Annotated in this window: 24 protein-coding genes and 1 pseudogene; 20 read left to right on the forward strand and 5 right to left on the reverse strand. The window is 43.2% G+C overall.

All coding sequences use genetic code 11. From position 1 onward, the window contains the following. Positions 1–33 precede the first annotated feature (33 nt). The 3 genes from MKY11_RS01745 (at position 34) to MKY11_RS01755 (ending at position 2,479) form a co-directional block, all read left to right on the forward strand. Positions 34–1,221 carry an MFS transporter gene (locus MKY11_RS01745; RefSeq protein ID WP_255816843.1) on the forward strand — a complete coding sequence of 396 codons (1,188 nt, stop codon included), beginning with the start codon at positions 34–36 and terminating at the stop codon, positions 1,219–1,221. A gap of 125 nt (positions 1,222–1,346) precedes the next feature. After that, complete coding sequence (locus MKY11_RS01750; RefSeq protein ID WP_024718986.1) at positions 1,347–1,976, forward strand: LysE family translocator; 630 nt, start codon at positions 1,347–1,349, stop codon at positions 1,974–1,976. A gap of 119 nt (positions 1,977–2,095) precedes the next feature. Then, positions 2,096–2,479, forward strand: coding sequence for a UPF0715 family protein (locus MKY11_RS01755; RefSeq protein WP_041508211.1), 384 nt, complete (start codon positions 2,096–2,098; stop codon positions 2,477–2,479). On the opposite strand, the gene MKY11_RS01760 is transcribed toward MKY11_RS01755, so the two are convergent. Further along, positions 2,474–2,755 carry a DUF2651 family protein gene (locus MKY11_RS01760; protein WP_342501772.1) on the reverse strand — a complete coding sequence of 94 codons (282 nt, stop codon included), beginning with the start codon at positions 2,753–2,755 and terminating at the stop codon, positions 2,474–2,476. The two genes, MKY11_RS01755 and MKY11_RS01760, sit on opposite strands and share 6 nt — an antisense overlap. A gap of 229 nt (positions 2,756–2,984) precedes the next feature. On the opposite strand from MKY11_RS01760, the gene MKY11_RS01765 reads away from it, so the two are divergent. Next, a complete protein-coding gene (locus MKY11_RS01765) occupies positions 2,985–3,743 on the forward strand; it encodes a YqcI/YcgG family protein (protein ID WP_342501773.1) in 759 nt (252 codons plus the stop codon). Here the strand turns inward: MKY11_RS01765 and MKY11_RS01770 are convergent. Then, positions 3,738–5,087 carry an amino acid permease gene (locus MKY11_RS01770; RefSeq protein WP_268373329.1) on the reverse strand — a complete coding sequence of 450 codons (1,350 nt, stop codon included), beginning with the start codon at positions 5,085–5,087 and terminating at the stop codon, positions 3,738–3,740. The genes MKY11_RS01765 and MKY11_RS01770 overlap by 6 nt on opposite strands. 82 nt (positions 5,088–5,169) lie before the next feature. Here MKY11_RS01770 and MKY11_RS01775 point away from each other — a divergent pair, with 82 nt between their 5' ends. The 9 genes from MKY11_RS01775 to MKY11_RS01815 all read left to right on the forward strand — a co-directional run bounded on the left by MKY11_RS01775 (position 5,170) and on the right by MKY11_RS01815 (position 15,027). Next, positions 5,170–5,766 (forward strand): urea carboxylase-associated family protein, encoded by a 597-nt coding sequence (locus MKY11_RS01775; RefSeq protein ID WP_144679673.1) that lies wholly within the window; start codon positions 5,170–5,172, stop codon positions 5,764–5,766. Between the two features lie 195 nt (positions 5,767–5,961). Continuing rightward, complete coding sequence (gene nadE / locus MKY11_RS01780; RefSeq protein WP_024718980.1) at positions 5,962–6,783, forward strand: ammonia-dependent NAD(+) synthetase; 822 nt, start codon at positions 5,962–5,964, stop codon at positions 6,781–6,783. A 324-nt stretch (positions 6,784–7,107) separates the two neighbouring features. After that, complete coding sequence (locus tag MKY11_RS01785; protein ID WP_025206709.1) at positions 7,108–7,965, forward strand: citryl-CoA lyase; 858 nt, start codon at positions 7,108–7,110, stop codon at positions 7,963–7,965. Next, entirely contained in the window at positions 7,962–9,395 is a 1,434-nt protein-coding gene (locus tag MKY11_RS01790) for an aldehyde dehydrogenase family protein (RefSeq protein WP_217967579.1), read from the forward strand. Before MKY11_RS01785 ends, MKY11_RS01790 begins: the two co-directional genes overlap by 4 nt. A gap of 9 nt (positions 9,396–9,404) precedes the next feature. Next, on the forward strand, positions 9,405–10,178 hold the full coding sequence (gene aroD, locus MKY11_RS01795; RefSeq protein WP_041508216.1) for a type I 3-dehydroquinate dehydratase: 774 nt from the start codon (positions 9,405–9,407) through the stop codon (positions 10,176–10,178). A gap of 38 nt (positions 10,179–10,216) precedes the next feature. After that, on the forward strand, positions 10,217–11,977 hold the full coding sequence (locus MKY11_RS01800) for a thiamine pyrophosphate-binding protein (RefSeq protein WP_342501774.1): 1,761 nt from the start codon (positions 10,217–10,219) through the stop codon (positions 11,975–11,977). 23 nt (positions 11,978–12,000) lie between these two features. Further along, complete coding sequence (locus MKY11_RS01805) at positions 12,001–12,381, forward strand: cupin domain-containing protein (protein ID WP_024718975.1); 381 nt, start codon at positions 12,001–12,003, stop codon at positions 12,379–12,381. Positions 12,382–12,468: 87 nt separating this feature from the next. Further along, positions 12,469–13,671: a CoA transferase gene (locus tag MKY11_RS01810; protein WP_008342089.1), complete on the forward strand. Its 1,203-nt coding sequence runs from the start codon at positions 12,469–12,471 to the stop codon at positions 13,669–13,671. A gap of 45 nt (positions 13,672–13,716) precedes the next feature. Next, a complete protein-coding gene (locus MKY11_RS01815) occupies positions 13,717–15,027 on the forward strand; it encodes an MFS transporter (RefSeq protein WP_342501775.1) in 1,311 nt (436 codons plus the stop codon). Positions 15,028–15,269: 242 nt separating this feature from the next. Here MKY11_RS01815 and MKY11_RS01820 read toward each other — a convergent pair whose 3' ends face one another. Continuing rightward, positions 15,270–16,631 carry a hypothetical protein gene (locus MKY11_RS01820; protein ID WP_041508219.1) on the reverse strand — a complete coding sequence of 454 codons (1,362 nt, stop codon included), beginning with the start codon at positions 16,629–16,631 and terminating at the stop codon, positions 15,270–15,272. A gap of 143 nt (positions 16,632–16,774) precedes the next feature. Here MKY11_RS01820 and MKY11_RS01825 point away from each other — a divergent pair, with 143 nt between their 5' ends. The 5 genes from MKY11_RS01825 to MKY11_RS01845 all read left to right on the forward strand — a co-directional run bounded on the left by MKY11_RS01825 (position 16,775) and on the right by MKY11_RS01845 (position 22,133). Continuing rightward, the gene (locus tag MKY11_RS01825; protein WP_079920407.1) at positions 16,775–17,548 is read left to right on the forward strand and encodes an IclR family transcriptional regulator; all 774 of its coding nucleotides are present in this window, start codon (positions 16,775–16,777) and stop codon (positions 17,546–17,548) included. A gap of 85 nt (positions 17,549–17,633) precedes the next feature. Further along, a complete protein-coding gene (locus tag MKY11_RS01830; protein WP_007498270.1) occupies positions 17,634–18,191 on the forward strand; it encodes a shikimate kinase in 558 nt (185 codons plus the stop codon). A gap of 412 nt (positions 18,192–18,603) precedes the next feature. Beyond that, positions 18,604–19,551 carry a dihydrodipicolinate synthase family protein gene (locus tag MKY11_RS01835; protein WP_272511976.1) on the forward strand — a complete coding sequence of 316 codons (948 nt, stop codon included), beginning with the start codon at positions 18,604–18,606 and terminating at the stop codon, positions 19,549–19,551. A 77-nt stretch (positions 19,552–19,628) separates the two neighbouring features. Then, the gene (locus tag MKY11_RS01840) at positions 19,629–20,636 is read left to right on the forward strand and encodes a LacI family DNA-binding transcriptional regulator (protein ID WP_017358562.1); all 1,008 of its coding nucleotides are present in this window, start codon (positions 19,629–19,631) and stop codon (positions 20,634–20,636) included. A gap of 120 nt (positions 20,637–20,756) precedes the next feature. Further along, positions 20,757–22,133, forward strand: coding sequence for an MFS transporter (locus tag MKY11_RS01845; protein ID WP_058336338.1), 1,377 nt, complete (start codon positions 20,757–20,759; stop codon positions 22,131–22,133). A gap of 230 nt (positions 22,134–22,363) precedes the next feature. On the opposite strand, the pseudogene MKY11_RS01850 reads toward MKY11_RS01845, so the two are convergent. Continuing rightward, a pseudogene (locus MKY11_RS01850) lies at positions 22,364–23,136 on the reverse strand (class I SAM-dependent methyltransferase). Between the two features lie 118 nt (positions 23,137–23,254). Here MKY11_RS01850 and MKY11_RS01855 point away from each other — a divergent pair. Then, on the forward strand, positions 23,255–24,160 hold the full coding sequence (locus MKY11_RS01855; protein ID WP_342468078.1) for a LysR substrate-binding domain-containing protein: 906 nt from the start codon (positions 23,255–23,257) through the stop codon (positions 24,158–24,160). Positions 24,161–24,356: 196 nt separating this feature from the next. Here MKY11_RS01855 and MKY11_RS01860 read toward each other — a convergent pair whose 3' ends face one another. After that, positions 24,357–25,142, reverse strand: a complete 786-nt coding sequence (locus MKY11_RS01860; RefSeq protein ID WP_046527178.1) for a carbon-nitrogen family hydrolase — start codon at positions 25,140–25,142, stop codon at positions 24,357–24,359. A 210-nt stretch (positions 25,143–25,352) separates the two neighbouring features. Here MKY11_RS01860 and MKY11_RS01865 point away from each other — a divergent pair, with 210 nt between their 5' ends. Then, on the forward strand, positions 25,353–26,315 hold the full coding sequence (locus MKY11_RS01865; protein ID WP_058336342.1) for an acetylxylan esterase: 963 nt from the start codon (positions 25,353–25,355) through the stop codon (positions 26,313–26,315). The last annotated feature ends 11 nt before the right edge of the window (positions 26,316–26,326 follow it).

Genomic DNA, 26,326 nt, shown 5'->3' on the forward strand with positions numbered 1-26,326 from the left:
ATGACTCCGCTCCTTTTTAGAGGAAGTGAAAAGATGAAAAAGGTGTTTTATTTTGGCTGTATCTTTTATTTTTTTATTGGGACCATTCATGTGTTTTTTGGCAGTTTAACGCCTTATTTGCTGTCTAGTTACGATAAGGGTCCTGGGGAATTATCTTCTTTAATCTTCTTTCAGTTTATTGGCTTTTTGACAGGCGTTCTTTTGTCGCCCATTCTTGTGAGGAAAAAAGGCTACGGCGCTGTTCTGACGATGGGATTGCTGCTGATGATCGGAGCGCTTCTTCTTGGCCTTTTGGTGCCAGGTTGGACGATTCTTGTGGTGGCAGGTTTTTTCCTTGGGAGCGGTGCTGGCAGTCTTGAGACAACGGCCGGGGCGTATGTCATTTCAATGGCAAACAGTGCAAAGCGAATCAGCATCATGGAGGTCTTTTTTGGATTAGGTGCATTATTATTTCCTCTATTGATTCTGCTGACTGTGACAGAGGAAACGTGGCATTATGTGTTTTTATTTCAAGTCGGTGCACTGACTTTTTTCCTTATGCTGTGGCTTACTTTTATGAATAAGCTCCCTCGTGGGCAGATGGCGGCTCCTATTCAAGACATGAAGAAACCGTCCTTGCTGTTTGATCGAGGGAATCGAATGATTGTGGTGCTGATGATCTGTTTTGCGTTTTTCTACGCAGGAATTGAAACGAACTTTGCGAACTTTTTACCGTCGATCATGCTAGAAAAAGGGGGAGACAACTGGGGTCTTTTTGCGGTCTCTACTTTTTGGACAGCGATCGTCATTGGCAGAACTGTCATTGCGAGAAAAGCCGATCAGCTGCATCCGCTTCGTTTTTTAAAGTTAAGCGCAGCGCTGATGATTGTGCTACTCGCCGTATTTGCTCTAGCCACCCACATCGCCGCGCAGCTAATTCTTATCTTTTTCATCGGTCTGTGCGCAGCTGGCATGTTCCCCATTGCCTTGACGGCTTCTGCATTAATGATTGAAAATGCCATCGACGAGGCCACGAGTTATTTTATTGCCGCCGCTAGTTTAGGTGGAGCTTGTTTGTCCTTTTTGATTGGGTTTAGCCTTGAGTGGGCAGGTGCGGCAAGCGCCGTCTTTGTTTTCGCCTTTTTAGCTGTTCTCCTTTTTGCGGCTGCCATTCAAATGAATCGATCTCGGAAAAAAGAAACCATACCCACACAGCCGCCGGCGATGAAAGCCGATCGATAAGCAGCTGCTCTGGTGGCTCCTCCTTTTGTATAGCATATCTTCAGAAAAGGTGACGAAGGACTTGTACTAAAACAACGAAAGCGTGAATAACATGTACAAGTCAGCATCAAAAGGAGGACGTCTATGTGGCGGTGTTTTTTGGTTATATCTTTTTAGGGTTGTCACTTTCAGCGCCTGTTGGGCCAGTCAATGCAGCCCAAATCGACAGAGGGATTAAAAGTGGATTTTGGCACGCTTGGATTTTTGGTGTGGGGGCTATGGCTGCGGATATTGTCTATATGCTCCTCATCTATTTTGGTGTCGCCCAGCTTTTGACTGCACCTCTTGTGAAAACCTTTTTGTGGCTGTTCGGCTTTTTCGTTCTGACCTATACCGGTATTGAAAGCCTTCGTAAAATCAATTTGCAGGAAAGTCCAAAGAAGGATGGAGGAAACACGTCGATCGGGCATTCATTCATGACGGGCTTTTTCATTTCTCTTTCCAATCCGCTTAGCATTTTATTTTGGCTTGGAATCTATGGCAGTATTTTAGCCAATACGATCGAAAAGTATGGAGCATCTCAAATGCTGATGTATAGCGTGGCTATTTTTATCGGCATGCTCTTATGGGATTTCTGTATGGCGCTACTCGCCAGTACGTTTAGACGGTATTTAAATGAACGAATGTTGCACGGCTTATCCGTTCTGGCAGGTCTCTCTTTACTTGGCTTCGGTGCCTATTTTGGATATCAAGGGATCATGGCGCTCATTGGATAGAATGGTTGATAAGAAAAAGGGCTAAAATCTAAATCATTTTAGCCCTTTTTCATATTTGACAGAAATAGGACACTCTTCAATAATGATGGAAGATACATAAAATTGAAGGAGTTTTTGCCATGCGTATGTTCCTGCCAGCATTCAACTATGTGTGTATGCTGATTTTGTCTGTGATCACAGCGACATTTGTTTATACCATGTTGTTTGCCCCACCTGATACGAGATTCAGTTATGTGGAGGTCACCAGTCTTTTCATTTTGATCGCTTATGTCCTATTTGCTGCACCTATCCAAATGGTTTTACACCGTCATCCTGAGAAGTTTCGACGCCGTGATTTATTGGTTTATTTTATCGGGGCGTGGGTGGTTTGTACGGCGCTCGCATTATGGATTGATTATGGTGTTGTCGTCTTTATTAGCTACAAAGTTTATCTATTTAGCTTTTGCGCGGCCTTTATTTATTGGCTGCTTGATTCCGTCTTTTTAAAGAAGAAACAATCATAAAGGCTTTTCCCGTTTTTTCTCTTGAACATGAACGTGTATGACCTTCGAGAGTCCGCTTGATACAAAAGCAAGAGCCGTCATCAGAAGGACCCAATATAGATTGCTAAGGTCAAATCCAGTATAAGCGAAGATGAAAATCATCGAAATCACGGACGTTAATATGAGGACAGGCCATATCTGTTTAAATAGCAGATAACCAACAAATCCCCAAAGGAAAGCCATCACTGGTAGTGTAAATAAGATCAGATACATCGGATGGAGAAAAAGAAGACGCATGTCATTCACCCATTTCTTTTATAATGACCAACTCTATTAGATAGAGACGGCTAAATGATGATATGCAGAAGCATACTCATACATGATTAGATAAATGGAAGTGAATTCCTGCTTCATCCGGCAAATCAATCACCTTGTGAATGTCCAGTGAAAGTCGTTGAAGGACAGTCACCACAGCTTTTTCCTCCTCATAGGCTATGGAGAAGACGCTAAAACGAGGTGGAAGAAAATGGCCCAGCTGTATGCAAAAAGTTGCCTTGATCAAAATCTACGATCACTCGAAGAATGGAAGCAGGATGCCTTCACGCAGTTTGGAGAGATGGTAGGGGATGAGGCAGATACATTTCCGTGTGTACCAGGCAGACAAGGATTTTTTCTCGATCATTTACGCTATGGATTTGTCGGTGATCTGCGGGGAGACGGGGCAGTGAATGAGTTAGCAGAGCTGCTAACAGAATATCAAGGCTGCGCTAAACAAACTGGTCAATACGCTTCATTTATCTGCTTTTTTGAAACTCCGCAGGATTTAAAGGAAAGCTCAATTGAAGAATTTGAGCAGCAGTTCTGGTCATTGCTTCAACGGTTACATCAAAAAGATGCAGTGCCATGGCCTGAAGAGGTTCCACTGGACCCTCATCACCATGAATGGGAGTACTGTTTTCATGGCGAGGCTTATTTTATTCTGTGTTCGACACCAGCTCATAAGCTCAGAAAGAGCCGCCACTTTCCATATGTCATGATGGCATTTCAGCCTAGATGGGTGTTCGAAAAATTGAATGGATCGACCAAGTTTGGAAAAAAAATGAGCCAGCTCGTTCGCAAGCGGCTCAAAGCATATGATCAAGTTGACGTCCATCCATCGTTAAAATGGTACGGTGATCCAACAAATCATGAATGGAAGCAATATTTTCTCTCAGATGATGAGGCGGAGAAACCAGCCTCCGCCAAATGTCCATTTACTGCTTTAAAAAACATGATGAAATTATGATGCGGCCTGATCCTGTTTCCACTTTTTTCTCATAAAGAGTACCATGATGCCAATCACGGCGATGATCCCAAGGCTTATAAAAAAGCCGGGTCGTCCGCTTGCCTCTGTCAGAGTGCCTGTAACGGCCGCACCGATTAAGAGCAGGGCAAGAACCGTTTCACACGTTTGACGAGTAGATGGTTTTGACAGCTTTTTACTTGATAGCAGAATAAACACCCATGTGTATAAAAGAGTTAAACCGGCTGCTGTTGTGAGATGCTCATATATGTGTTTGGACAAAAAGAGTGCCAGCAAAATCGAGACAATCAATCCAGCAGCAGTTAACAAGATCGAAGACCATCTGACATGAGATGGTTCTTTTTGTTTAAAACAAGCAGGTGCATCGTGATGTTCCGACATCGTGCCAAGCAATGTCGTGACTGCATAGAGGGAGGCAACCAATGTGGAAAACCCGGCAATAATGAAAATGCCATTAAAGATATGAAGGAAAATCGATAAATGAAATGGTTCCAGTGATGTAATAAATGGACTGCTATTCTCGTTAAAGGCTGTCACTGGAACAAGCAAAAGCGCAAGTCCGATGGAGACGATATAAATGACAGCAAGAATGATCAGCATCACACGTCCAGATTTTGCGGCGTCTTTCGGGTCTTTTAAATGAACCGCCATCAGCCCCATGACTTCAATTCCCCCGAAAGCATAAAACGCATAAATCAGCCCATTCCATAGACCGAGTGGGCCGAGCGGCATCCATTCATGGTCTTTATTTGGCAGGTGGAGGGTGGGCCTATGCTCTGTGAGAATGCCGCATAAAACAAGAACGGCAAGGACGACAAACAATAGGATCGCCCCAGTTTTCAGCACGGCAAGAACATTTTCCGTCTTTTGAAAAGAAGAAAGCCCAATGATAATCACAAGCAGGGCAAGAGCGGAATAAATCGCTGAAAATACCCAAAGTGGAATGGATGGAAACCAGTGACGAGTAAAAAGAGAAATCGCCGTCAGCTGACTACCTGTAATCAGCATTTCTGAAAACCAATACACCCAGCCATTACTAAAACCCGCCCAGCGCCCATAGGCTTTTCGGGCATAGGAACAAAATGATCCCTTATCTGGGTTCTCGGCTGTCATCGCAGCCAGGTGTTTAAAGACGAGATATGTGCCGACTGCCGCAAGCAAAAATGAAATGCAGACGGAATAACCGGATTTTGTAATAGCGATGCTGGAACCAAGGAAGAAACCAGTGCCGATTGTACAGCCGACTCCGATAAGAGAAAGCTGCCACCAAGATAAAGATTGTTCTTCTTTCAATGCATGTGCAACACCTTTCCGATTCAATAGCATTAGCTTGTGACCGCCTCTTTTTTTTATACATGATCAAGAGGACGTTTTGGGCATACTGTCAACATGGAAAGGAGTGCATGTGATGAACGGAGAATACGTGATTTTACCAAAGGATGGATTTGGCTTTCGGTTAGGAAAAGGACAATGTATGCGAGTGGTTGATGTCGAAGGGCAGCAAGTAGCAGACGTGATGGCCTATCATGAAAAGGATTTTTATGAAAAATTTGATCAAGGCGCTACAATGGATAGCCTGTTCTCTTCCAAGGTGAAAAAGGGAGATCAGCTTTATTCTAATTTATATAAACCAATGTTTACGGTCATTGAAGATACAGTCGAATGTCATGATTTATATATGCCTGCGTGCCGGCAAGAAATGTATCAGCTCTTATACGGCAGGACGCACCTAGAGGTCATGCATACATGCTACGATAATCTCAGAACGGCTTTTGAGCCATTCGGGATTCCAAAGGAAGATATGTATTATCCTTTTAATGCGTTTATGAATACAGTCATTGATGAAAAAGGAAAGCTGTCTGTCGAGCTACCAAAATCGCTCTCCGGTGATTACATTCGTCTGCGTGCAGAAATGGACCTCATCGTCGCGGTGTCTGCATGTCCTGCCGACATTGGAAAATGCAATGGCTCAAGCTGTACATCCATCCGGGTGGAGATTGATTGAAAAGGAAAGACCAGTCAAAACGGCTTGGTCTATTTCGTTTGTGAATGTTTGATCATTTATGAAAAAGGGGAACGTCTAAAAAATATCTTTTTTCAAAACATGATATAATAAAGTGGCTAAAATCGTAGGTAAATCAATTGAAATGGAAGTAAAACCTGTTCTCTTCATGTAGAGGATGCTTAGGAGGAAAAGTGTATGAGTTTGCAGAAAAAAATCAGCCAAGAGTTGCATGTGCAGCCCTCAATTGACCCAAAGCAGGAGATCGAAAAACGGGTTGGATTTCTAAAGGCTTACTTGAAAAAGACCGGTGCAAAAGGATTCGTTCTCGGTATTAGCGGCGGACAGGATTCAACGCTTGCCGGCCGTCTCGCTCAGCTCGCTGTAAGTGAGCTTCGTCAAGAAGGAAAAGAGGATGCTGTCTTTATTGCAGTCCGTCTACCGCATGGCACGCAGCAAGATGAAGACGATGCGCAGCTGGCTCTATCATTTATTCAGCCGGACAAGTCTTGGAAATATGACATCGCACCTGCCGTGACGGCATTCAGTGAACAATATCAAAAGGAAACAGGCGGTGCGCTGTCTGATTTTAATAAAGGGAACGTCAAAGCACGCATGAGAATGATCGCACAGTATGCCGTCGGTGGACAGGAAGGCTTACTTGTCATTGGAACGGATCATGCAGCTGAAGCTGTGACGGGCTTTTTCACGAAGTATGGTGATGGCGGTGCAGATGTCCTTCCGCTCACAGGTCTGACGAAACGCCAAGGACGGACGCTACTAGAAGCGCTGCAAGCACCAGAGCGTCTATACTTAAAGAAACCAACAGCCGATCTGCTTGATGATAAACCTCAGCAAACGGATGAAACAGAACTTGGTATTACGTACAATGAAATTGATGATTACTTAGAAGGAAAACCAGTTTCAGATCAAGCAGCAGAAGCGATTGAAAAACGCTATGTTCAATCAGAACATAAACGTCAAGTACCCGCTTCCATGTTTGATGACTGGTGGAAATAAAATAAGTGACCTCTCCAGTAGATGGAGAGGTTTTTTTATGTCAAATTTCAGCTGAATTTGACAGAATGAAACGAAAATGGTTCATTAATTAGTAGAACGATCTACATAAGTCTGTTTGACTAAATAAAGGGTAAATTGAAGAAGAAGTGGTGAAATAATTAGTTCGATTCACTTAATTTCTCATCAAAAGACAGTATTTTCAGAAAAAATGATTGACGATAAAAACGAATGCGCTTACAATGAAAACACATTCCAAAAAGTGAAATTGAATTCCACTAGACGGAATAAAAGGAGTCGTTCATCTCCAAATAAGTGGCTAAAGGAATGATTCACACAATGAAAAATCGAAGTGCACTGGAAATATACAAAGAAGGAGGCGCTTGGTGGGAGACTGAGATTAGTCATATTCAAAAAAATTCAATTGAACTTCGGGGCTATCCAATTGAAGAGCTTATTGGTCAATTATCGTATCCACAGATGCTTTATCTACTGCTTGTTGGTGAATTACTAGATGATTCGAAGGCAGCTCTTTTTGAAAGTGTTCTTGTCGCAGGTGCGGATCATGGGCCAAGAGCACCGTCTATTGCAGCGGCAAGAATGGCGGTTACGTGCGGCATTTCGTTTAATTCTTCTGTTGCAACAGGGGTGAATCTATTAGGTGATATTCATGGCGGAGCTGGTGAAAAGGCGATGCGTATGTTATACGAAGCCAAAGCAGCCTACGATGAACACAAGGATATCAAGTCTGCTGCAAAGCAAGTATGTCAGACATGGTTAGCCCGCAAGGAAAAAATTCCGGGAATCGGTCATCAGCTGCATGACGATGATCCGAGAGTGAGACGGCTGTATGAGCTGAGTCAAACATATGTGCAGCAAGGTGATATCAGCGGAACGTACTTACGGTTAGCTGAGGCGATTAGACATGAACTTGAACAATTAAAAGGGAAAAAAATTACGATGAACATAGATGGTGTATCTGCTGCTATCCAATGTGAATTAAACATTCCAGCTGAAGCGGCAAAAGGCATCTTTTCCTTATCCAGAGGAATGGGCATCGTGGCGCATGCATATGAAGAGCTGACCAAAGGTGCCCTAGTGAAAGGTCCTTGTCCGAATGAAGAAAGACTTGTTCGTTATGCGGGGGTCGGGACGCGTCACTTGAAGGAGGGTGAGAGAATTTGAGTGAATTGAAAGCGTTGTCATATATAAACGGCGAATGGCTGGATGCAAACCATGTCAAAGAAGACATTATCAATCCATACTCTGGGGAAATGATCGGTACATCCTATCTTGCATCCTCAGAAGATATAGAACAGGCGCTTTCTATTGCGCAGCAAGCTAAAAAACAATTAGCGGCAATATCAGCATTAGAACGCTCAACGCTTCTAACAAAGGCAGCTGCCTTATTGGAAGAACAAAAAGAGCATTTTGCAAAACTCATTTCTTTAGAATTAGGCAAACCGCTTAAAAATACAAGAGATGAAGTCTCACGATCAATTGAAACGCTGGCGCAGTCAGCCGAAGAAGCCAATCGACTAATCGGTGAGACCATTCCTGGCAATGTATCTTCCCGTGGACAGAGAGCAATGGCGATGACATTTAAAGTGCCGGTTGGGGTTGTGTTGGCGATTACGCCTTTTAATGCGCCTCTCAACTTAATTTGTCACAAAATCGGTCCAGCTTTTGCGGCAGGGAATGCCATTATTTTAAAGCCAGCACCGCAAACATCAGCTGTTGCCACAGCGTTTGTTAAGCTCCTGCTTGAAGCAGGGTTTCCAGAAAAGAGCCTGCAGCTTGTGATTGGAGGAGTAGACGCCGGCAGACAGTTAGTCACTGATGAAAGAACCAATCTTGTTTCTTTTACTGGCGGTGCGGTGGGCGGAGAACATATTTCAAACTCTGCTGGATTAAAAAAGGTACTACTGGAACTCGGAGGAAATGGAGCGACGATTGTTCATCATGATGCAGATATCGAGCAAGCCGCATCTCTTTGTGCCAAAACGGGCTTTAGCAACTCTGGTCAAAGCTGTATTTCTGTTCAAAGAATTTATGTTCACAAGCAAATTATGTCGTCATTTACTGAGACACTTAAACAAAAAGTAGAGCAGCTTGTCGTTGGAGATCCGCTGTCTAGTGAAAGTGATATCGGCTGTATGGTTGATGTACAGGCAGCAAAACGTGTGGAGGCATGGATACAAGAGGCAGAGAAAATGGGTGCCGAGCTTCTATCTGGAGGACAACGAAATGGCGCAAGCATCACACCGGCTATTTTGCTAAACCCGCCAAAACAAGCCAAGGTCGTCTGTGAAGAAGTGTTCGGTCCAGTTGTCAGCATTCTCCCATATGAGGAGCTGGATGAGGCAATCAAAGAAGCAAACGATAGTCGATATGGTTTGCAGGCAGGTGTCTTTACGAATCAGCTAGATGTTGCGTTACACGCAGCAAAAGAGCTTGAAACTGGCGGCGTAGTCATCAATGGGACATCGAATTTCAGACTAGATCACTGGCCATATGGCGGGATTAAACGAAGCGGTATTGGAAGGGAAGGCCCACGTTTCGCCATCGAGGAGATGACCGAAACCAAAATGGTTGTGCTGCCAAATGGGCTATAAAGGGGGCAGATGGATGTGAATGTCTTTCAGCAAAAGTTAAAAAATGTGCAAAATGGCGGTCAGCCAATGATTTGTACGCCGCTCATTGGACAAACAAAGGAAGAATTGTTTCTTGAAGTTGAGGTGTTAGCTGAGAAAAAGCCTGATGTGATAGAGTGGCGAGCGGATTTTTTCAATCACCTCAATGACAAGGAACAAGTCATCGCCACCTTGAAAGGGATGATCGAAAAGGCAGATAGCATCCCATTTTTATTCACCATTCGTTCTGAAAAAGAGGGAGGCGAACGCATCTCACTCTCAGAGGATGAAAAGGTTTCCCTGCTTGTCGAGCTTTGTTCCACTCAGCTTGTGGCTGCCGTTGATTTTGAATTAATGCATGATGTCTCGCATATCCAGCAAGTCAGTCAGGCGGCTAAGAGAAACGGGGTCATCTTGATTGTGTCGTACCACGATTTCCAGCGTACCCCTGCGGCGGATCGGCTTGTGGAGCTATTCACCCATGCAGAATCGGTTGGCGCCGATATCGCAAAGATCGCCGTCATGCCGCATTCCTATGAGGATGCATTGACACTGCTTTCTGCGACGGGCAAGGCGAACAAGCATCTGTCCATCCCCGTTATTTCGATGGCGATGGGGGAATATGGCGCCTTCACAAGAATGGTAGGTGGACTCTTTGGGTCTATCATGACCTTTGCTGTAGGGAAAGAAAGCTCAGCACCTGGACAAGTTGCGATACAGGATTTGAATACCGTTCTATCGATTGTGTTTTCAAAGAATCAGTGAGTAGCAGATTCATAGCTGCACCGTGAGAGGAGAGAAACATGAAGAAGAATATATCTACACAGGTCATTCAGTATTTAGAAAATCGAGGAGTTGAGCATATCTTCGGTCTGTGCGGTCATACGAATATTGCTTTTTTATCAGCGCTAGAAAAAAGCCGTATTCAATTTGTGAATGTCAGACATGAACAGATAGCTGCGCATGCAGCAGACGGTTATGCACGAGCGAAAAAACAGACGGCTGTTGTGCTCAGTCACTTAGGTCCTGGACTCACCAATGCGGCAACAGGCGTAGCGAATGCTGCACTCGATTCCATTCCAATGGTTGTCATTGCAGGAGATGTTCCAAGTCATTACTACGGAAAGCACCCACACCAAGAAATCAATCTTCATTCCGATGCTTCTCAATACGAAATTTATCGCCCGTTTGTGAAAAGAGCATGGCGAGTCGACATTCCAGAATTATTTCCAGAAATTTTATCAAAAGCGTTTCAGTTAGCTGAAAGCGGCCGCCCTGGGCCAGTCCTGATTTCAGTTCCGATGGATGTGTTCTCAAAAGACTTAGATGTGTCGTTATTTGAACAAATCGCTCATCATACACACACCGTTGAAAAACCATCTATTGATGATCAAACAGCGAATCGGATATTAGATCGATTGCTGCAGGCAGACAAACCGCTTTTATATGTAGGGGGAGGCATTTTACTAGCCGATGCAGCAGAAGAGTTAAAGGCATTTTCTGACCATTTGAGTATCCCTGTTGCCCATTCTTTGATGGGGAAAGGGGCGATGCCAGATGATCATCCAATGACCCTTGGCATGACAGGGTTTTGGGGGACGAAATTTATCAATGATCAGTGTAAAGCAGCGGACTATATATTGGCTTTAGGCACCCGTTTTGCTGAAGCAGATGCGAGTTCGTGGGAATCGGAGTATACGTTCAATTTCCAATCAACCAAGCTCATTCATATTGACATTGATCCGAATGAAATTGGCCGAAATTATCCTGCGGAAATTGGAGCGGTAGCAGATCTCAAGCAGGCGTTGACCGTACTCAATCGTGTGGCGAAAGAAAGGCTGCCAGAAGGTCTGGATCGCCCTCAATTGAAAAAGGACATTGCGGTATATCGTGAGGAATTTCAGAAGAGCAATTTGACGAATATTCAAGACGAGTCTTTCCCGATGAAACCACAACGTATTTTGCAGGAGGTGCGGGAAGTATTGCCGCCTGATGCCTTCATTACAACCGATGTTGGCTGGAATAAAAATGGGGTCGGACAGCAATTTCCTGTATTCACCCCAGGCACTATTTTAACCCCAGGTGGTTTTGCGACGATGGGATTTGGCGCTCCTGCTGCACTTGGAGCAAAGATTGCCCAGCCTGACCGTGTCGTTGTATCACTTGTCGGGGACGGCGGATTCGGTCAAAATCCATCTGTTCTTGCAACAGCTATGGAAGAAAAAATTCCTGTCGTGTGGATTGTGATGAACAACAGTGCGTTTGGAACGATCGCCGGCTTGCAAATGGCACACTATGAAACGACATACGGCACTGTTTTTAGAAAAGATGGAGAAAGCTATTCGCCTGATTTTGCAGCCATTGCAAGAGGTTATGGGATGAAGGGGATCAAAATTACGGCGGCTTCTGAATTCAAAGAAGCTTTGGCTGAAGCGATCGCTTCTCAGGAACCATGTGTCATTGATGTAGCGATGAAAAATGATCCTGTGCCTACTGATGGACATTGGAACATTAATGATATTTATTCACCAAATACAAAACGTTCACATGTCAGTGTGAACTAAACATGAATAGGGAGGAATCAACAATGAAAATTAAAGTGTTAAATCCATTTCAAGACGGTCATCCATTATGGTTAGGTTTAGATCATCCAGAAGAGAACATGATTCGGAAGGTGTTTCAAACGATCACACCAGATACCGTTGGATCAGAGCATATGATGGCAGGTCTCACTATTTTTGAGCCGGGAGAAGCAAGCTCAGTACACAATCACCCGGGTTCAGAGGAATTTGATTATGTGATTAAAGGGTCTGGCGAAGTCATTTGCGATGGAGAAAGACAATCATTTAAACAAAATGACTTTATGTTTATTCCAGACGGTGTCTCGCATCAGCATGTGAACACAGGGGACGAACCTTTATGGCTGATTTGGCTCTATACACCGCAAGGGCAGCTTCCGAAGGACTAAAGAAACCTTGCACGAGAGAAAGAAGAAAAGGGGCTAAAATAGAAAGCATTTTAGCCCTTTATCAATTGAACGAAAGGGAGTCAAGCAATGAATAAGAATACACCACTTGAAGGAATCAAAATATTAGATGTTTCAACGATGATTGCTGCACCATACGGCGCGGTGCTTCTAGGGGATTTCGGTGCAGAGGTCATTAAAGTCGAGATTCCTGGAAAAGGGGATACACTGCGGCATGTTGGCCCTTTTGCAGATGGTGAACCTTTGAGATGGTCAGGGCTCTCAAGGAATAAGAAATCTCTTACACTCGATCTACACAAAGAAGAAGCAAAAGACATTTTTAAAAAGCTTGCAGCGCAGGTTGATGTGATCATTGAAAATTTTCGTCCGGGCACACTTGAAAAATGGGACGTTGGGTACGATGTATTAAAAGAAATCAACCCTCGTTTAATTATGATTCGTGTTTCCGGTTATGGGCAAACCGGTCCATTTAAGGACAAGGCGGGGTTTGGTACACCTGCGACGGCATTTAGCGGCTTTACATATATTCAAGGGTTTCCAGATCGGCATCCAGTCAGCCCGTCCTTTTCCCTTACGGATTATATCGCAGGAATCTATGTGGCGTTTGCCACTGTGACAGCGATGTATTATCGTGACACACATCCAGAAGGAACAGGGCAAATGGTGGATTTGGCCCTCTATGAATCTGTGTTCCGCATGTTAGAATTTTTGGTTGCTGAATATGACAAGCTAGGGAAGGTACGTGAGCGTTCACCAGGGTTAAGCGGTCATTCAAGCCCTGCCGGCACCTATGAGACAAAGGATGGGCATTATTTGGTTCTTGTGACGAGTACAGATTCGACCTTTAATCGATTGGCAGAGGCGATGAATCGCTTAGATTTACTAGAGAACGAGAAATTCTCTGTGAATGCAGCCAGGCTGAAGCATAACGATGAAATGGATGCGATCGTCTCGCAGTGGATTGCGTCCAAAACAAGAGATGACGTCCTAGACATTCTAGATACACATGGTGTGCCTGTGAGTCCGATTCTAAGCATTCGAGATATCTTTGAGCATCCGCAATTTAAAGCACGAGAAAATATTGTCGAGGTGCATCATCCGCGTCTTGGAAAAGTGAAGGTGCCTGGAATCATTCCGAAGTTTGAAAAAACCCCCGGCCGTATTCGCCATATTGCGCCTGATTTAGGTGAACATAATTATGAAATCTTAACGAAAATGCTTGGCTTCACAGAAGAAGAGTGTAAACAGTTAGAAGAAAAAGGGGTCATTTAAGACACTCAACCGATCCGCACGCTGCGGAAACAAAGGAGGATGGTTATGAAAGTGCATTCAGAACTGAAGGGGAACGACTTGCGGCCTGCTTATGCGAAACCAACAAAAGCTCGTTTCAGCATCTTGATTCTGTTGTTTTTTATTACCGCTATTAACTATATTGATCGAGCCAGTGTATCCATTGTTGCACCTGCGATTCAGTCTTCATTGCAATTGAACCCTGCCTTATTAGGCCTCATCTTTTCAGCATTTAGCTGGACCTATACAGCCATGCAGATCCCTGGCGGCTTTATTCTTGATAAGTTTGGATCAAAGGTAACGTATGGAATATCACTCATTACTTGGTCTATTTTCACCGGTTTACAGGCGTTTGCGAACAGCTTTGCCTTCTTATTTGGCTGCCGTTTGTTTATCGGAATTACAGAATCTCCCGCATTTCCTGCGAATAATCGCATTGTGACCACATGGTTTCCAAGGCGGGAACGCGCATTTGCAACAGGGGTTTATACCGCTGGAGAGTATGTGGGGCTTGCATTTGCGACACCTCTTCTTTTTTGGATCATGACAACTTTCGATTGGAGAACCGTCTTTATCACTGCTGGTGCGCTCGGTATTATATTTGCTTTCTTTTGGTACAAGTATTATCACGAACCGAAAGAGCATCCAAAGATCAATGAAGATGAGTTAGAATTGATCCGTCAAGGCGAAGGGCTGACAGTGGCATCACAGGAGAAACTGAAATGGGCAGACTTTGCCGCACTTTTAAAATATCGTAAATTGATTGGACTCTATATTGGTCAATTTTCTGTTGCGTCTACCCTCTTTTTCTTTTTAACATGGTTTCCGACCTATTTAGCAGAGGCGAAAAATATGGCCTTTCTCAAAGTGGGTTTTGCGGCATCCCTGCCATACATCGCTGCATTCTTTGGAGTGCTGTTTGGAGGCTATGTGTCTGACTGGCTGCTTAAAAAGGGTGTATCGGTCAATGTAGCGAGAAAGCTGCCGGTTGTGGTCGGTCTGCTTCTGACAAGTACCATTGTTTTAGCGAATTTTACAACGAATATCCCGCTTGTGCTGACTATTTTATCCATCGCGTCCTTTGCGCAAGGACTGTCTAATATCTCCTGGACCATGCTGTCTGAGGTAGCACCAAGAGAAATGGTCGGGCTGGCTGGCGGCGTATTCAACTTTTTTGCTAACTTATCCGGCATCATCACCCCGCTGATCATCGGATTCATTGTATCGGCGACAGGCTCTTACAACGGCGGTATTTTATTCGTCAGCCTAGTGGCATTAGGCGGAGCGTTGTCGTATATCTTTATTGTAGGTAAGATTGAACGGATTCAATTAAAATAATAGAGAGTAAGAAAAAGAGAACTCATTGGGTTCTCTTTCAGCGTGTAGACAAACCCTCGCATTCGGTGTCAGTCCTGCGTGCCGGTGCTCACGAATGTCAAATTCGCTCCGCGCCGGTACTCGTCCTTCCTAGGGCTGCAAAGGTTTTCTATCACACTGAAAAAAAGACAAGGGGCTAAAATCAAATTCATTTTAGCCCCTTGTCAACAAACTTGAAAGAGAACTCATTGGGTTCTCTTTTTCTATGAATAAAAGATGACGGTGATGATCGTTGCACATGCGATACCCATGCTGATATAAAAACCAGCAAACCAGATATTCCATCGAGTGATTCGGTAAGGGTTGACCTTCATCAAATCGGCTAATAGGGAGACAGATACATTATATGGGCTAAACATGACCGTTGAGGTTCCAGCGATAATGAGCATGATTGCGATGGGAAGGGCAGGCAGTTCATGAATGACAGGTGCCATCAAGCTCACTAAGAGAGCAAGCGAAACGAGCGGGTGGAAACCGCAAAGAGCGGTGATGAGAAAATACAGCCCGATGACCCCATAAACCCAAATGGCATGATCTGATATACTGACGATAAATGCTTGAATCGGCTGCAAGCTGTTTGTGACAAGCAGCATATCGACAAAGAAGCCCGCGCTTAAAAATAGACACATATAATTGGAGAGCTGGCGGGTCCGTTCTTTCCAATGGGGAATAGAGACGGCTACATATTGTTTTCGTTTTTTGATGATAGACGAGAATAATAGAGCGAAAGGAATAATCGTCAGCACAACAGCGAACAGATAACCTTTCCCAATCCAGGCGTCAACAAGCGAAACGACTGTCATAAAACTGAGCAGCATGAAAGCAAGCTGAATGGTTTTTCTCTTGATGCGATGAGGGTTGGAGTGAGCTTCTGCCGGCTGGATGATATGCGGCAATCGTTTGCTTTGACGAGAAAACAGCAACCAATCCGTCAACAGCACAAGCCCCATTAAACAAAAGGTAACGGGTGCAATCTGATAATATTTCAATTTGGTTGCATCAATGGTGACACTCACCAGTACTTCGACAGGACTCCAGCTAAGACATAGCGCATATGACCTTAAAAGATTGCGCGTATAAAGGTGCTGTTTGACTTGTTCCTGAAGGGCATTCAGCGACGGTTTCAAGGATGTATATAATAAGGGAATCGTTGCGATATTTAAAAACATGCCAAGAACATGAGTGACAAATGAACTCTTGCGATAAAGCTGATTTGTACTCGTTGTATGTAAGGTAAGCAGTTTATTTAATTGAGTATCGAAATGTCCAACATGTATGAGAGAATGAATAAATGGCAACATGAAAAATAAAGAAAGCAAGCCTAGCATGGAATGAAAATGAAGGAAAAGCGTATGCAAAGGCTGTTCTGACCAGAAAAATAACACCAATCCAATCAAGAGAAACATAGCACCCGTTTTCAAATAAAGCCCATTGGCCTTCTTGAAGGAAATGGTAAGCGAAGCAGCCGCCAGCAGACCAACCAAATAGGAGAGAATGGGAGCAGGGAATAGTTGATGAACGATGTATAAGCTAATAAGAAGTGTGAAAATGAGCAGGTAGATCATGATATCTCCTCCATCAAAACATCTATCGGTTTTATTCCGTACAATGGAATTTGTTTTCTTTTAATGGAACATTTAAAATGGATTATAGCAAAATTGGTTAATCATGTCGATAAGAAATCAAAGGGGAAAAGGAGAAAGTGAACATGGCTGACAAAAAGTCAAAAGAAGAATCAGGATTGCGTACCGTTCAGCGCGCTTTGGATATTCTTTCTTGCTTTAGCGAAGAACGTCAAGAGCTGACGCTAACGGACATTTCAAAAGAGATGAACTTAGCAATGTCTACCACAACGAGACTGCTTAAGGCACTTGAAATGAATCATTTTGTAGAAAAGAACCAAGAGACAATGAAGTACCGGCTCGGTCAAAGACTTTATCTTCTCGGTTATATTGCTGGGAAGTCCATCAAATTGAGGGAACTGGCAAAACCGCTCATGTACACACTTCGTGATGAAACAAAGGAAACCGTCAACCTGTATGTGCTCGATCACAAAAGCAGGGTATGTATTGAACAAGCCGAAGGGCTGCAATCGATTCGGCATCTTGTGAAAATCGGTGAGAAGCTGCCGTTATACGCTGGTGCTGGTGGAAAGGTGCTGCTTGCTTTCCAAAGCGAAGAGTTTCAACAGCAAGTTTTCGCGTCTGAGGCTGATCACATGACGATGGAGCAATGGCAAAAAGAATGTCGTCATATTCTTGAAACGCATACCGCTTGCAGTATTGATGAACGGGAAGTCGGATCGGCGGCAGTGGCGGCACCGATCTTTAACATTCATGGGGAGGTGCAGGCATGTTTATCCATATCTGGACCGACCCAACGATTTACTGAAGATGTCATCCCTCAATTGCAGCAAAAAGTGAAAGAGCATGCCGAGAAGCTCTCCGAACAGCTCGGTTACGTCGTTAAACACAATTTTTAAGAATGCCTATCTTTTCTCAGTCCATTTATCATATAATAGAAACATTATGTAGCATTCCTTGTCGTAAGGAGGACGTGTCACGAACATGAAAAACAATAGAGAGATTCCTGTGAGACAGCGAAATATTGTCCTCATTGGCTTTATGGGCGTTGGGAAAACAACCATTGGGCAGCTCGTTGCCAAAAAGTTATATAGAGATTTTATTGATGTTGATCAGGAGATTGAGAAAAAGTACAACATGACGATTCCAGAAATGTTTCAGCAAAAAGGAGAAGCGTTCTTCAGACAGGCTGAAAAGGACTATATCGTCGATTTATGTGAACATACTCAGCTAAAGATCGTGTCTCTTGGAGGCGGTGCGTTTAAACAGGAAGAAATCAAACGATCTTGCTTAAAGCATTGTACGGTTCTTTTCCTTGACCTATCTTGGGAGAATTGGAAACAGCGGCTGGATATTTTAATTGAAAACCGTCCTGTTCTTCATAACCGCACGCTTGACGAGATGAAAGAGTTGTTTGAAGAGCGCCGGGAAATTTATTCCCTTCATAACTCAAGAGTGGAAACAGATCATCTAGAAGCTGAAGAAGTCGCCAATTATATTGTCGACACACTCAAGCTTGGCTGGGATCTATATTCGAAATAAAAAAGTCTATCCTAAGGGGGTAGACTTTTTCTATTAGATCAGGAGTAGTCAAAGAAATCACAGTCTAAGTTGGATGATGGATGAAAAAAAGAAGAAAAGATGTTTTTTCCTTCGTCATTATATCAAAATGTATGCATCCTTTATGTGGTGTGTCTAGCCGTTTGAAAAAAGTGGTGATTAGACTACAACGAGTTCAAGATGACGAGGTTTTTTGATTGATGTGGGAAACGAAATATATCTCTCATTTTCTTTTTTTGAAAAAATAAAATAGTATCTAAATTCTAATAATAATTTTTTGAATTATTATAATTTTTAAAAATATTGTTGACACCTTCGGTTAGATCATTCTATGATTATTAACGTAAACGCTTACCGTAAACGTTTACTATAACGGATGGGGAGGAATTTGTTGATGAAAAATAAAGAAAAATGGAGCGGTGTATTCCCGGCAGTCTTAATTCCTTTTAAAGATGACTATTCAATTGATGAACCTGCTTTTCGTAAGCTTGTTCGCTGGGTGGCGGAGCACGAAGGGATTAATGGGATCGTTGTCAATGGACATACTGGCGAGATTATGACTTTGCTGCCACATGAACGAGCTGAAGCTGTGCGTATTGCAGCCGACGAATTAAAGGGAGAAATTCCTGTCATTTCTGGGGTTTCTGCTGAAGGGACAATCGAAGCGATCCAGCATGCAAAAGCAGTGGAGGAAGCTGGCGGAGAAGGTATTCTTCTTATGCCGCCACATTCATGGCTGAGATTCGGTATGCAGCCTGAGTCACCTGTCCAATTCTTTCAAGATGTTGCAGAAGCCATTGATATTTCAATCATCGTCCATCAGTATCCAACATGGACAAAAACCTCTTATACAACCAGTCAATTATTAGAAATGTCGGAGATTCCAAACGTTGTCTCATTTAAAATCGGTCAAAGAGACATGGCGCAATATGAAGTCGATGTGCGCGCACTGAAAAAGCATGCACCAGATGTATCGTTGCTCACATGTCACGATGAATATTTATTGCCAACATTAGTTCAAGGAATTGATGGGGCGCTTGTAGGTTTCGGCTGTTTTGTACCAGATTTGATTGCTGAGCTTGTGAAATGTGTGAAAGAACAAGACCTTGTAGCGGCTAATAAAGTGTATGATAGAATCTTTGAATTAAAGCATGCTGTGTATAAAATGGATGAACCTTCCTCTACCTCTCATCTGCGAATGAAGGAAGCGATGTTCCAGCGAGGTTTGATCAGCAGTTCGCTTGCGAGGAAGCCAGTATTACCTTTAACTCATAAGGAAAAAGAAGAGATTCGTCAGGGCCTTCAAAGTGTTGGTTTACTTAAGGAAAACGTTAGTAAATAACAGACCATTGATTTCATGATGAAGGTGAGTCAGGTTATAATAGAGTATAAAACAACAGACTCCCGGAGGTATGAAATGTGTCAGTAAGTATTAAAGATGTCGCATTGAAAGCTGGAGTATCTATCGCTTCTGTTTCCCGAGTATTAAGTGGCAAACCAGGAGTAGGTGCTCAAACGGCTGAAAGAATCAAACAAGTGATTGATGAATTAGGCTATCGTCCTAATTTAGGAGCTAGAGGGCTCGTTAAAAGAAAGACTGGCAATATTGCTGTCGTGGTTCCTCGTGGATCATATATTTTGAATAATCCATTTTTTTCGACGATTTTAGATGGGATAGCGAAGGAATTAGATGAGACTGAATTTAATATGTTGATGTCATTTACATCTGTGCAGCAGCAGCGATTACTTGAAACGCAGGCTGTAGATGGTGCCATTTTATTTTCTCCAAGAAATGAAGAATTGAGCATGGATTGGTTAAAAAGTTTAGCTATTCCCATTATCGTTGTCGGAAGTTACTTAGAGGATTCTCCATTTCCATGTGTCAGGCCAGATGATGAGGAAGGTGTGTGTCAATCTGTCACGGCCTTATTTGATAAAGGTCATCGAACCATTGGACTGGTCAATGGTCCAATGAGTTCGATGCATAGTGTGAGGTATTACAAGGGGTATGAGCGTACACTGAAAAGTTTAGGATTAACAATGAACAAAGAGCTTGTGTTTGAGTTAGATGAATTTGATGGGGGAAAAGTAGTAGAAGTGGTTTCTCAATTTCTCCAAGGAAACCAGCACATGACTGGAGTTGTTTGCTCTTCAGATTTTTTGGCGATAGGGGTCATGAAAGCGGCAGATATCGCAAATGTGTCAATACCTCATGATTTGTCTGTCGTTGGTGCTGATGATGTGCCCATTGCAAGTTTTCTAACCCCTTCTTTATCTTCTGTTCATGTTGATTTAGTTGGAATGGGAAGAAAAGCGGTTTCTTTACTAACGCAGTTAGTAGAAGGAGAACAGTTAGAGAAGATGGAACATATCTTCCCGATGTACTATGTAGATCGTGGCACCACGGGAACGCCAAAAAAGAAATGATAGATGCTGAAAACTCATATGATCGCTTTAGAATGTCTCTTCATTTAAAATGTAAGCGATTTCTTTTGTGCTCATCAGCATGTACTTTTGCATCATTTCCTCTATTAAGGAGGAGATATCATGACGTTAGAACTCAGCGGAAATTCAAATTCTCATGATGAGCAAGTTGTTGATAGAGCTTCGCAACTATTGACTAGGATGGAAAGTGTACCTTTTTCGAGATGGCATTTAAAACCTCGTATCATTATGGGATCTGCTACCTTTTTTGATGCTTTTGATGCACTATCTTTAGCGTTTGTTCTCCCAGTTCTCATCGGCATGTGGAATTTATCACCTGCTCAAATTGGTCTTCTTATTGGGTCTGGTTATATCGGACAAGCGATTGGTGCTATTTTCTTTGGATGGTTAGCAGAAAGACGTGGCCGTGTATTTAGTGCAAAGTGGACTGTATTTCTCATGTCTATTATGAGTATCGCATGTGTATTTTCAGGTAACTTTATGGCCCTTTTTATTTTTCGTTTTATACAGGGGATTGGAGTAGGAGGAGAAGTGCCAGTAGCGGCCTCATATATCAATGAGTTGTCCCGGGCCCAAGGGAGAGGGAGATTTTTTATGCTCTATGAGATGATTTTTCCATTAGGATTAATGATCTCAGCTCAAATTGGTGCATTTGTTGTACCTAGCTTTGGGTGGAAATGGATGTTCTTGATTGGTGGAATTGGCGGTTTAATCGTCTTTGTCTTCTTTTTCATGTTACGCGAGTCTCCAAGATGGCTTATTTCAAAAGGCAGGTTAGATGAAGCCGAAGGAATCATTGAAGAGATTGAAGCTAGTACAGACAAACGAATGCCTGTTGCAAAGCAAGTGTCCAGCAGCACTGAAAAAGGCGACTGGAAAGAGCTCTTTTCTACTTTTTATCGTAAAAGAACATTGATCGTATGGGGACTATGGTTTTCTGCCTACTTTGTATCGAATGGATTAAATAACTGGTTACCGAGTCTTTATAATACGGTTTATAATTTGCCAGTTGGAGATTCATTAAGGGCAGCCTCTCTCACAAATATTTTACAGACCATAGGGGTATTCGCTTGTGCATTTTTAATCGATAAAGTAGGACGGAAGCGTTGGGCAACCATTGCATTTATCGTAACAGGTGCTTTATTAACGGCTTTATGGATCAGCGGAGCAAATTCTCCAGAAAGCGTTATTTATTTAGGGTCCGCTGCCTACGGAATGATGGGGACAATTACAGTTCTTCTCTATTTATATACACCTGAAATCTATCCAACCCGTATGAGGGTAATTGGTACGGCATTTGCTACAGCGTGGCTTAGGCTGGCCTCAGCGATTGCTCCTATTATGATAGGTTTTATTTTAGAGGTGAGCGGTGTTTCAACTATTTTTATTCTTTTTGCAAGTGTGACTGTAGTGGGAGCAATTCTTGCTTTTAAAATGATCGAAACGAGAGAGAAAGTATTAGAGGATATTGCACCGTAAGTGATGCATGCAGTGAAGAACTTATTCTAAAGAGGGTAGGTTCTTTTTTTATTCAGAGGATTTACGTACACTTTTGAAAAAGCCTAACCTACCTCAGTTCAATTATCTTATAATAGAAACATCATGCAGCACTCCTTGTCACGAACATGAAAAGTAATATCTATCAGATAGTGGAAATGTAGAATCAAAATATAAAAGTCTACCGGCCAGGGTAGACTTTTTCGATCAGTTTAATGTTTGATCCCTTGAAGCAGTGCAGCTTTTAGGCAAAAGGATGTTGGCTGACGATGTTCGTCGAATTGCAGTTGAAACAGCTGTTTCGTTTCATCGTCTGCAGCATGAAGGTGGGCAACGATTTCCTTTTGAACATTTTCTGGTGTACGTCCTCGTATGATCCAGTCCTGATAATCAATATGCAGATCCCAGTAACGGATATCTTCTTTCGTCAGATGGTTGTCAGCGAAAAGCTCTTTCCATTCTGATAACGAGCTTTCTCGCACATGGGAGGGATCTCTCAGTCTATTTAAATGATTAATAAAGTCATCCTGTGCTTGGTTTTCAGGTGCATAATGATCGACAAGTAGAAATTTGCCGCCTTTCTTTAAGACTCGGCTGATTTCAGACATGGCTGCCGGGAGATGTGGGAAGTGATGAGCAGCAAATCGGCATGTGACGAGATCAAATGATGCATCAGAAAAGGGCAATGCGTCTGCGGATGCCTGCTCAAACGTAATGTGGTTCAGCTGTCGCTCTTCCGCAAGTGCTGTAGCAACCTCGATCATTTTGGGTGTGACATCAATCCCGATTCCTTTAGAGATGACGTCTGAAAAGGAAAAAACGGTATGACCTGCCGCGCAGCCGATATCCAGTAGATGCTCATTGCCCTTGCCTTCGCCGCCGTTTTCATCCATTCAAGTTCTTTTCCAGCTGCAAAGATGGGTGAATCTCGGTAGTTCTCTGCATTTTGTGAGAATTGTTTCTCGGCTTTTGAATATGGATTCATTCCTTTACCCCCTTTTTGTTGTTTCTTTATCGTAGGGTTCTTCCCGTGATTTGTCTAAGACATAAAAGATATGATATGAATAGTTAAAACCTATGAGGTGAGAGAAGTGGATATACGAATGATGGAATATGTCATGGAAGTGTACCGGCAGCAAAGCTTTACAAAAGCAGCGGAAAAACTTCACATTGCACAGCCCTCGTTAAGTCAGCAAATTAAAAAACTTGAGGAGGAATTAGATACTCCTCTGTTTATTCGGAAGTATGGACAAGTCACTCCTACACCTCAAGGAAACCGATTGATCAAAAGAGCAGAGACCATTTTGAAGGAACGAGATGATTTATTGCGTGAGATGGGGGAAGCTGCTTATGAGGTAGGGAAAGAACTGATGATCGGTGCGCCAGCTGTCACAGGGGGATATGTCCTGCCAAGTTTATTAAAAACCTATTGTCAAACGTATCCGCACGTTCACGTTCATTTGATAGAAGAATCGCCTCGTGAGCTAGAAAGACGTTTACTCGCTGGGAAACTGGATCTGGCGATTCTTTCTCTGCCTGTCGAGCATGAATCATTGAAAACAAAACAAATGCTAACAGAGCCGCTTCTCCTCGCCATTCCGCAAACGGCTCAGCCGTGGTTGACGGATGAACTGAATGAAATCATCAATCAAGCGGATCAAGAAGGGTCTGTCCCGTTTCACCTTCTGGAAAACGCCCCATTTATTATGCTGAAAGAGGGATATGGCTTTCGGCAAGTGGTCACGGAACTGTGCCGTCATCATGGCTTTCGGCCGAGGATTGCATTTGAAACAAGTCATATTCAAACAGCTCAGGCATTGGTTGAAAATGAGCTAGGTGTGACGGTGGTGCCGAAAATGGTGGCACAAGAGGAAAGGAAAGCAGTCACTTATTTACACATTGATTCATGCCCAACCCGTACTCTTGTGTTTGCATATGTGGAAGAAAGATATTTAACGAAAGCCGCTCAAGCCTTCATGGACCTTCAACAGAATCAAGGAAAAGCTTAAACAAACGTTTAATTAAACGTAAAAAGCAGGGGAGTCCCCTGCTTTTACCTTTTTTCAGCGTGATAGAAAACCTTTGCAGTTTAGGAAGGACGAGTACCGACGCGGAGCGAATTTGACATTCGTGAGCACCGGCACGCAGGACTGACACCGAATGCGAGGGTTTGTCTACACGCTGAAAGCAGGGGGCCCCTGCTTTCTAATATAAATCCAGCCGCTGATCTGTCATGACGGGGATTTGTTGTCTCACTTCATCTACGAGCTGAAGATCAATGTTTGCATAGTAAATGTCTTCTTCATCATTTGTCTCAAGTAGAATGCGTCCGAGCGGGTCAATCACCATGGAGTGACCAGGGAATTCAGTGTCTCTGCTTGTGCCCGTCCGGTTCACCGCAATCACAAATGACTGATTCTCAATGGCTCTTGCGATGAGCAGACTGCGCCAATGGTCCACTCTTGCTGACGGCCATTGAGCGGTATTAACAAGCACCTTTGCCCCTTTGTTCACGAGCGTCCTAGAAAGCTGAGGGAAGCGGAGGTCATAGCAGATCATCGCACCAATCTTGACATCTTCACCATAGTCAAATAAACCAAGCTGATCACCAGCGGTTAAATAGTTATGCTCATCCATTAAGCGGAATAAATGAATTTTATCATAATCTAACAAAAGCTCACCTTGGCGGTTAAAGACATACATTGTATTGGTGATGTTTTCATCTTCTGTCCTCTTATTTAAAACACTGCCTGCGATGAGATACACTTGGTGCTTGCGGGCAAAGGAAGAGAAGAGTTGTTTTGTTCGCTCGCCATCTGCATCGGCAAGCTCATCCGCTTGCTCTAACGCATAGCCGGTATTCCACATTTCAGGTAGAATAATCAAATCAGGCTGTTGGCGGATGGCTTCTTCTAAACATGCTTCTGCTTTCTGAAAGTTTACATCAGGTTCTCCTATTTGTACGTCCATTTGAATCAGGGCGATGTTCATGTCGGTCTGCCTCCTTTATTCGTTTCATGCAATGAATGGTTCGGGTGATATTGCCTGAAGCATCTAGTCTTCAAGCCAGTTTCTTTATCATAAAGCTTTCCGCCATCTTTGCCAATAGAAATGTCAGAAGGTTTTGTTAAATGACTTTCTCAATCAAGAAATGAGTGGTATGATACTCATAACTAATAAAACAAAGGGGAATAGTATGATATGCAATTGTTCGATTTATCACTAGAAGAGCTAAAAAAATATAAACCAAAGAAAACAGCACGTCCTGATTTCTCAGACTTTTGGAAGAAATCGCTCGAAGAACTGCGCCAAGTGGAGGCAGAGCCAACACTTGAATCTTATGACTATCCAGTGAAAGGCGTCAAGGTGTACCGCCTGACGTATCAAAGCTTTGGACATTCTAAAATTGAAGGCTTTTATGCTGTGCCTGATCAAACTGGTCCGCATCCAGCGCTCGTTCGTTTTCATGGCTATAATGCCAGCTATGACGACGGCATTCATGACATCGTCAACTGGGCGCTGCACGGCTATGCAACATTTGGTATGCTCGTCCGTGGTCAAGGTGGCAGTGAAGACACATCAGTGACGCCAGGCGGGCATGCATTAGGATGGATGACAAAAGGCATTTTATCGAAGGATACGTACTATTATCGAGGCGTTTATCTAGATGCTGTTCGTGCACTTGAAGTCATTCAGTCTTTCCCCGAAGTAGATGAACATCGTATCGGCGTGATCGGTGGAAGTCAGGGGGGGGCGTTAGCGATTGCGGTCGCAGCCCTTTCAGACATTCCAAAAGTCGTTGCGGCAGACTATCCTTACTTATCAAATTTTGAGCGTGCAGTTGATGTTGCCTTGGAGCAGCCTTATTTAGAAATCAATTCATACTTTCGCAGAAACAGTGATCCAGAAGCTGAAGAAAAGGTATTTGAGACATTAAGTTACTTTGATTTAATCAATTTAGCCGGCTGGGTGAAACAGCCAACATTGATGGCGATCGGTCTGATTGATCAAGTGACACCGCCATCCACCGTGTTTGCGGCATACAATCATTTAGAAACAGATAAAGAGCTGAAAGTGTACCGATATTTTGGGCACGAGTTTATTCCTGCTTTTCAAACAGAGAAGCTGTCCTTTTTACAAAAGCATTTGCTTCTATCAACATAAAAGCATAACAA

It is taken from the genome of Bacillus sp. FSL W7-1085, assembly GCF_038595035.1.
Classification (GTDB): domain Bacteria; phylum Bacillota; class Bacilli; order Bacillales; family Bacillaceae; genus Bacillus; species Bacillus altitudinis.

Excerpts from the sequence above, each read along its gene's own strand:
- MKY11_RS01860 (WP_046527178.1), bottom strand. The coding sequence starts at position 25,142 with ATGAACATCGCCCTGATTCAAATGGACGTACAAATAGGAGAACCTGAT.
- aroD (WP_041508216.1), top strand. The coding sequence starts at position 9,405 with ATGGATGTGAATGTCTTTCAGCAAAAGTTAAAAAATGTGCAAAATGGC.
- MKY11_RS01865 (WP_058336342.1), top strand. The coding sequence starts at position 25,353 with ATGCAATTGTTCGATTTATCACTAGAAGAGCTAAAAAAATATAAACCA.
- MKY11_RS01810 (WP_008342089.1), top strand. The coding sequence starts at position 12,469 with ATGAATAAGAATACACCACTTGAAGGAATCAAAATATTAGATGTTTCA.
- MKY11_RS01815 (WP_342501775.1), top strand. The coding sequence starts at position 13,717 with ATGAAAGTGCATTCAGAACTGAAGGGGAACGACTTGCGGCCTGCTTAT.
- MKY11_RS01755 (WP_041508211.1), top strand. The coding sequence starts at position 2,096 with ATGCGTATGTTCCTGCCAGCATTCAACTATGTGTGTATGCTGATTTTG.
- MKY11_RS01785 (WP_025206709.1), top strand. The coding sequence starts at position 7,108 with ATGATTCACACAATGAAAAATCGAAGTGCACTGGAAATATACAAAGAA.
- MKY11_RS01855 (WP_342468078.1), top strand. The coding sequence starts at position 23,255 with ATGATGGAATATGTCATGGAAGTGTACCGGCAGCAAAGCTTTACAAAA.
- nadE (WP_024718980.1), top strand. The coding sequence starts at position 5,962 with ATGAGTTTGCAGAAAAAAATCAGCCAAGAGTTGCATGTGCAGCCCTCA.
- MKY11_RS01765 (WP_342501773.1), top strand. The coding sequence starts at position 2,985 with ATGGCCCAGCTGTATGCAAAAAGTTGCCTTGATCAAAATCTACGATCA.
- MKY11_RS01825 (WP_079920407.1), top strand. The coding sequence starts at position 16,775 with ATGGCTGACAAAAAGTCAAAAGAAGAATCAGGATTGCGTACCGTTCAG.
- MKY11_RS01800 (WP_342501774.1), top strand. The coding sequence starts at position 10,217 with ATGAAGAAGAATATATCTACACAGGTCATTCAGTATTTAGAAAATCGA.
- MKY11_RS01830 (WP_007498270.1), top strand. The coding sequence starts at position 17,634 with ATGAAAAACAATAGAGAGATTCCTGTGAGACAGCGAAATATTGTCCTC.
- MKY11_RS01770 (WP_268373329.1), bottom strand. The coding sequence starts at position 5,087 with ATGCTATTGAATCGGAAAGGTGTTGCACATGCATTGAAAGAAGAACAA.
- MKY11_RS01820 (WP_041508219.1), bottom strand. The coding sequence starts at position 16,631 with ATGATCTACCTGCTCATTTTCACACTTCTTATTAGCTTATACATCGTT.
- MKY11_RS01745 (WP_255816843.1), top strand. The coding sequence starts at position 34 with ATGAAAAAGGTGTTTTATTTTGGCTGTATCTTTTATTTTTTTATTGGG.
- MKY11_RS01805 (WP_024718975.1), top strand. The coding sequence starts at position 12,001 with ATGAAAATTAAAGTGTTAAATCCATTTCAAGACGGTCATCCATTATGG.
- MKY11_RS01760 (WP_342501772.1), bottom strand. The coding sequence starts at position 2,755 with ATGCGTCTTCTTTTTCTCCATCCGATGTATCTGATCTTATTTACACTA.
- MKY11_RS01845 (WP_058336338.1), top strand. The coding sequence starts at position 20,757 with ATGACGTTAGAACTCAGCGGAAATTCAAATTCTCATGATGAGCAAGTT.
- MKY11_RS01835 (WP_272511976.1), top strand. The coding sequence starts at position 18,604 with ATGAAAAATAAAGAAAAATGGAGCGGTGTATTCCCGGCAGTCTTAATT.
- MKY11_RS01775 (WP_144679673.1), top strand. The coding sequence starts at position 5,170 with ATGAACGGAGAATACGTGATTTTACCAAAGGATGGATTTGGCTTTCGG.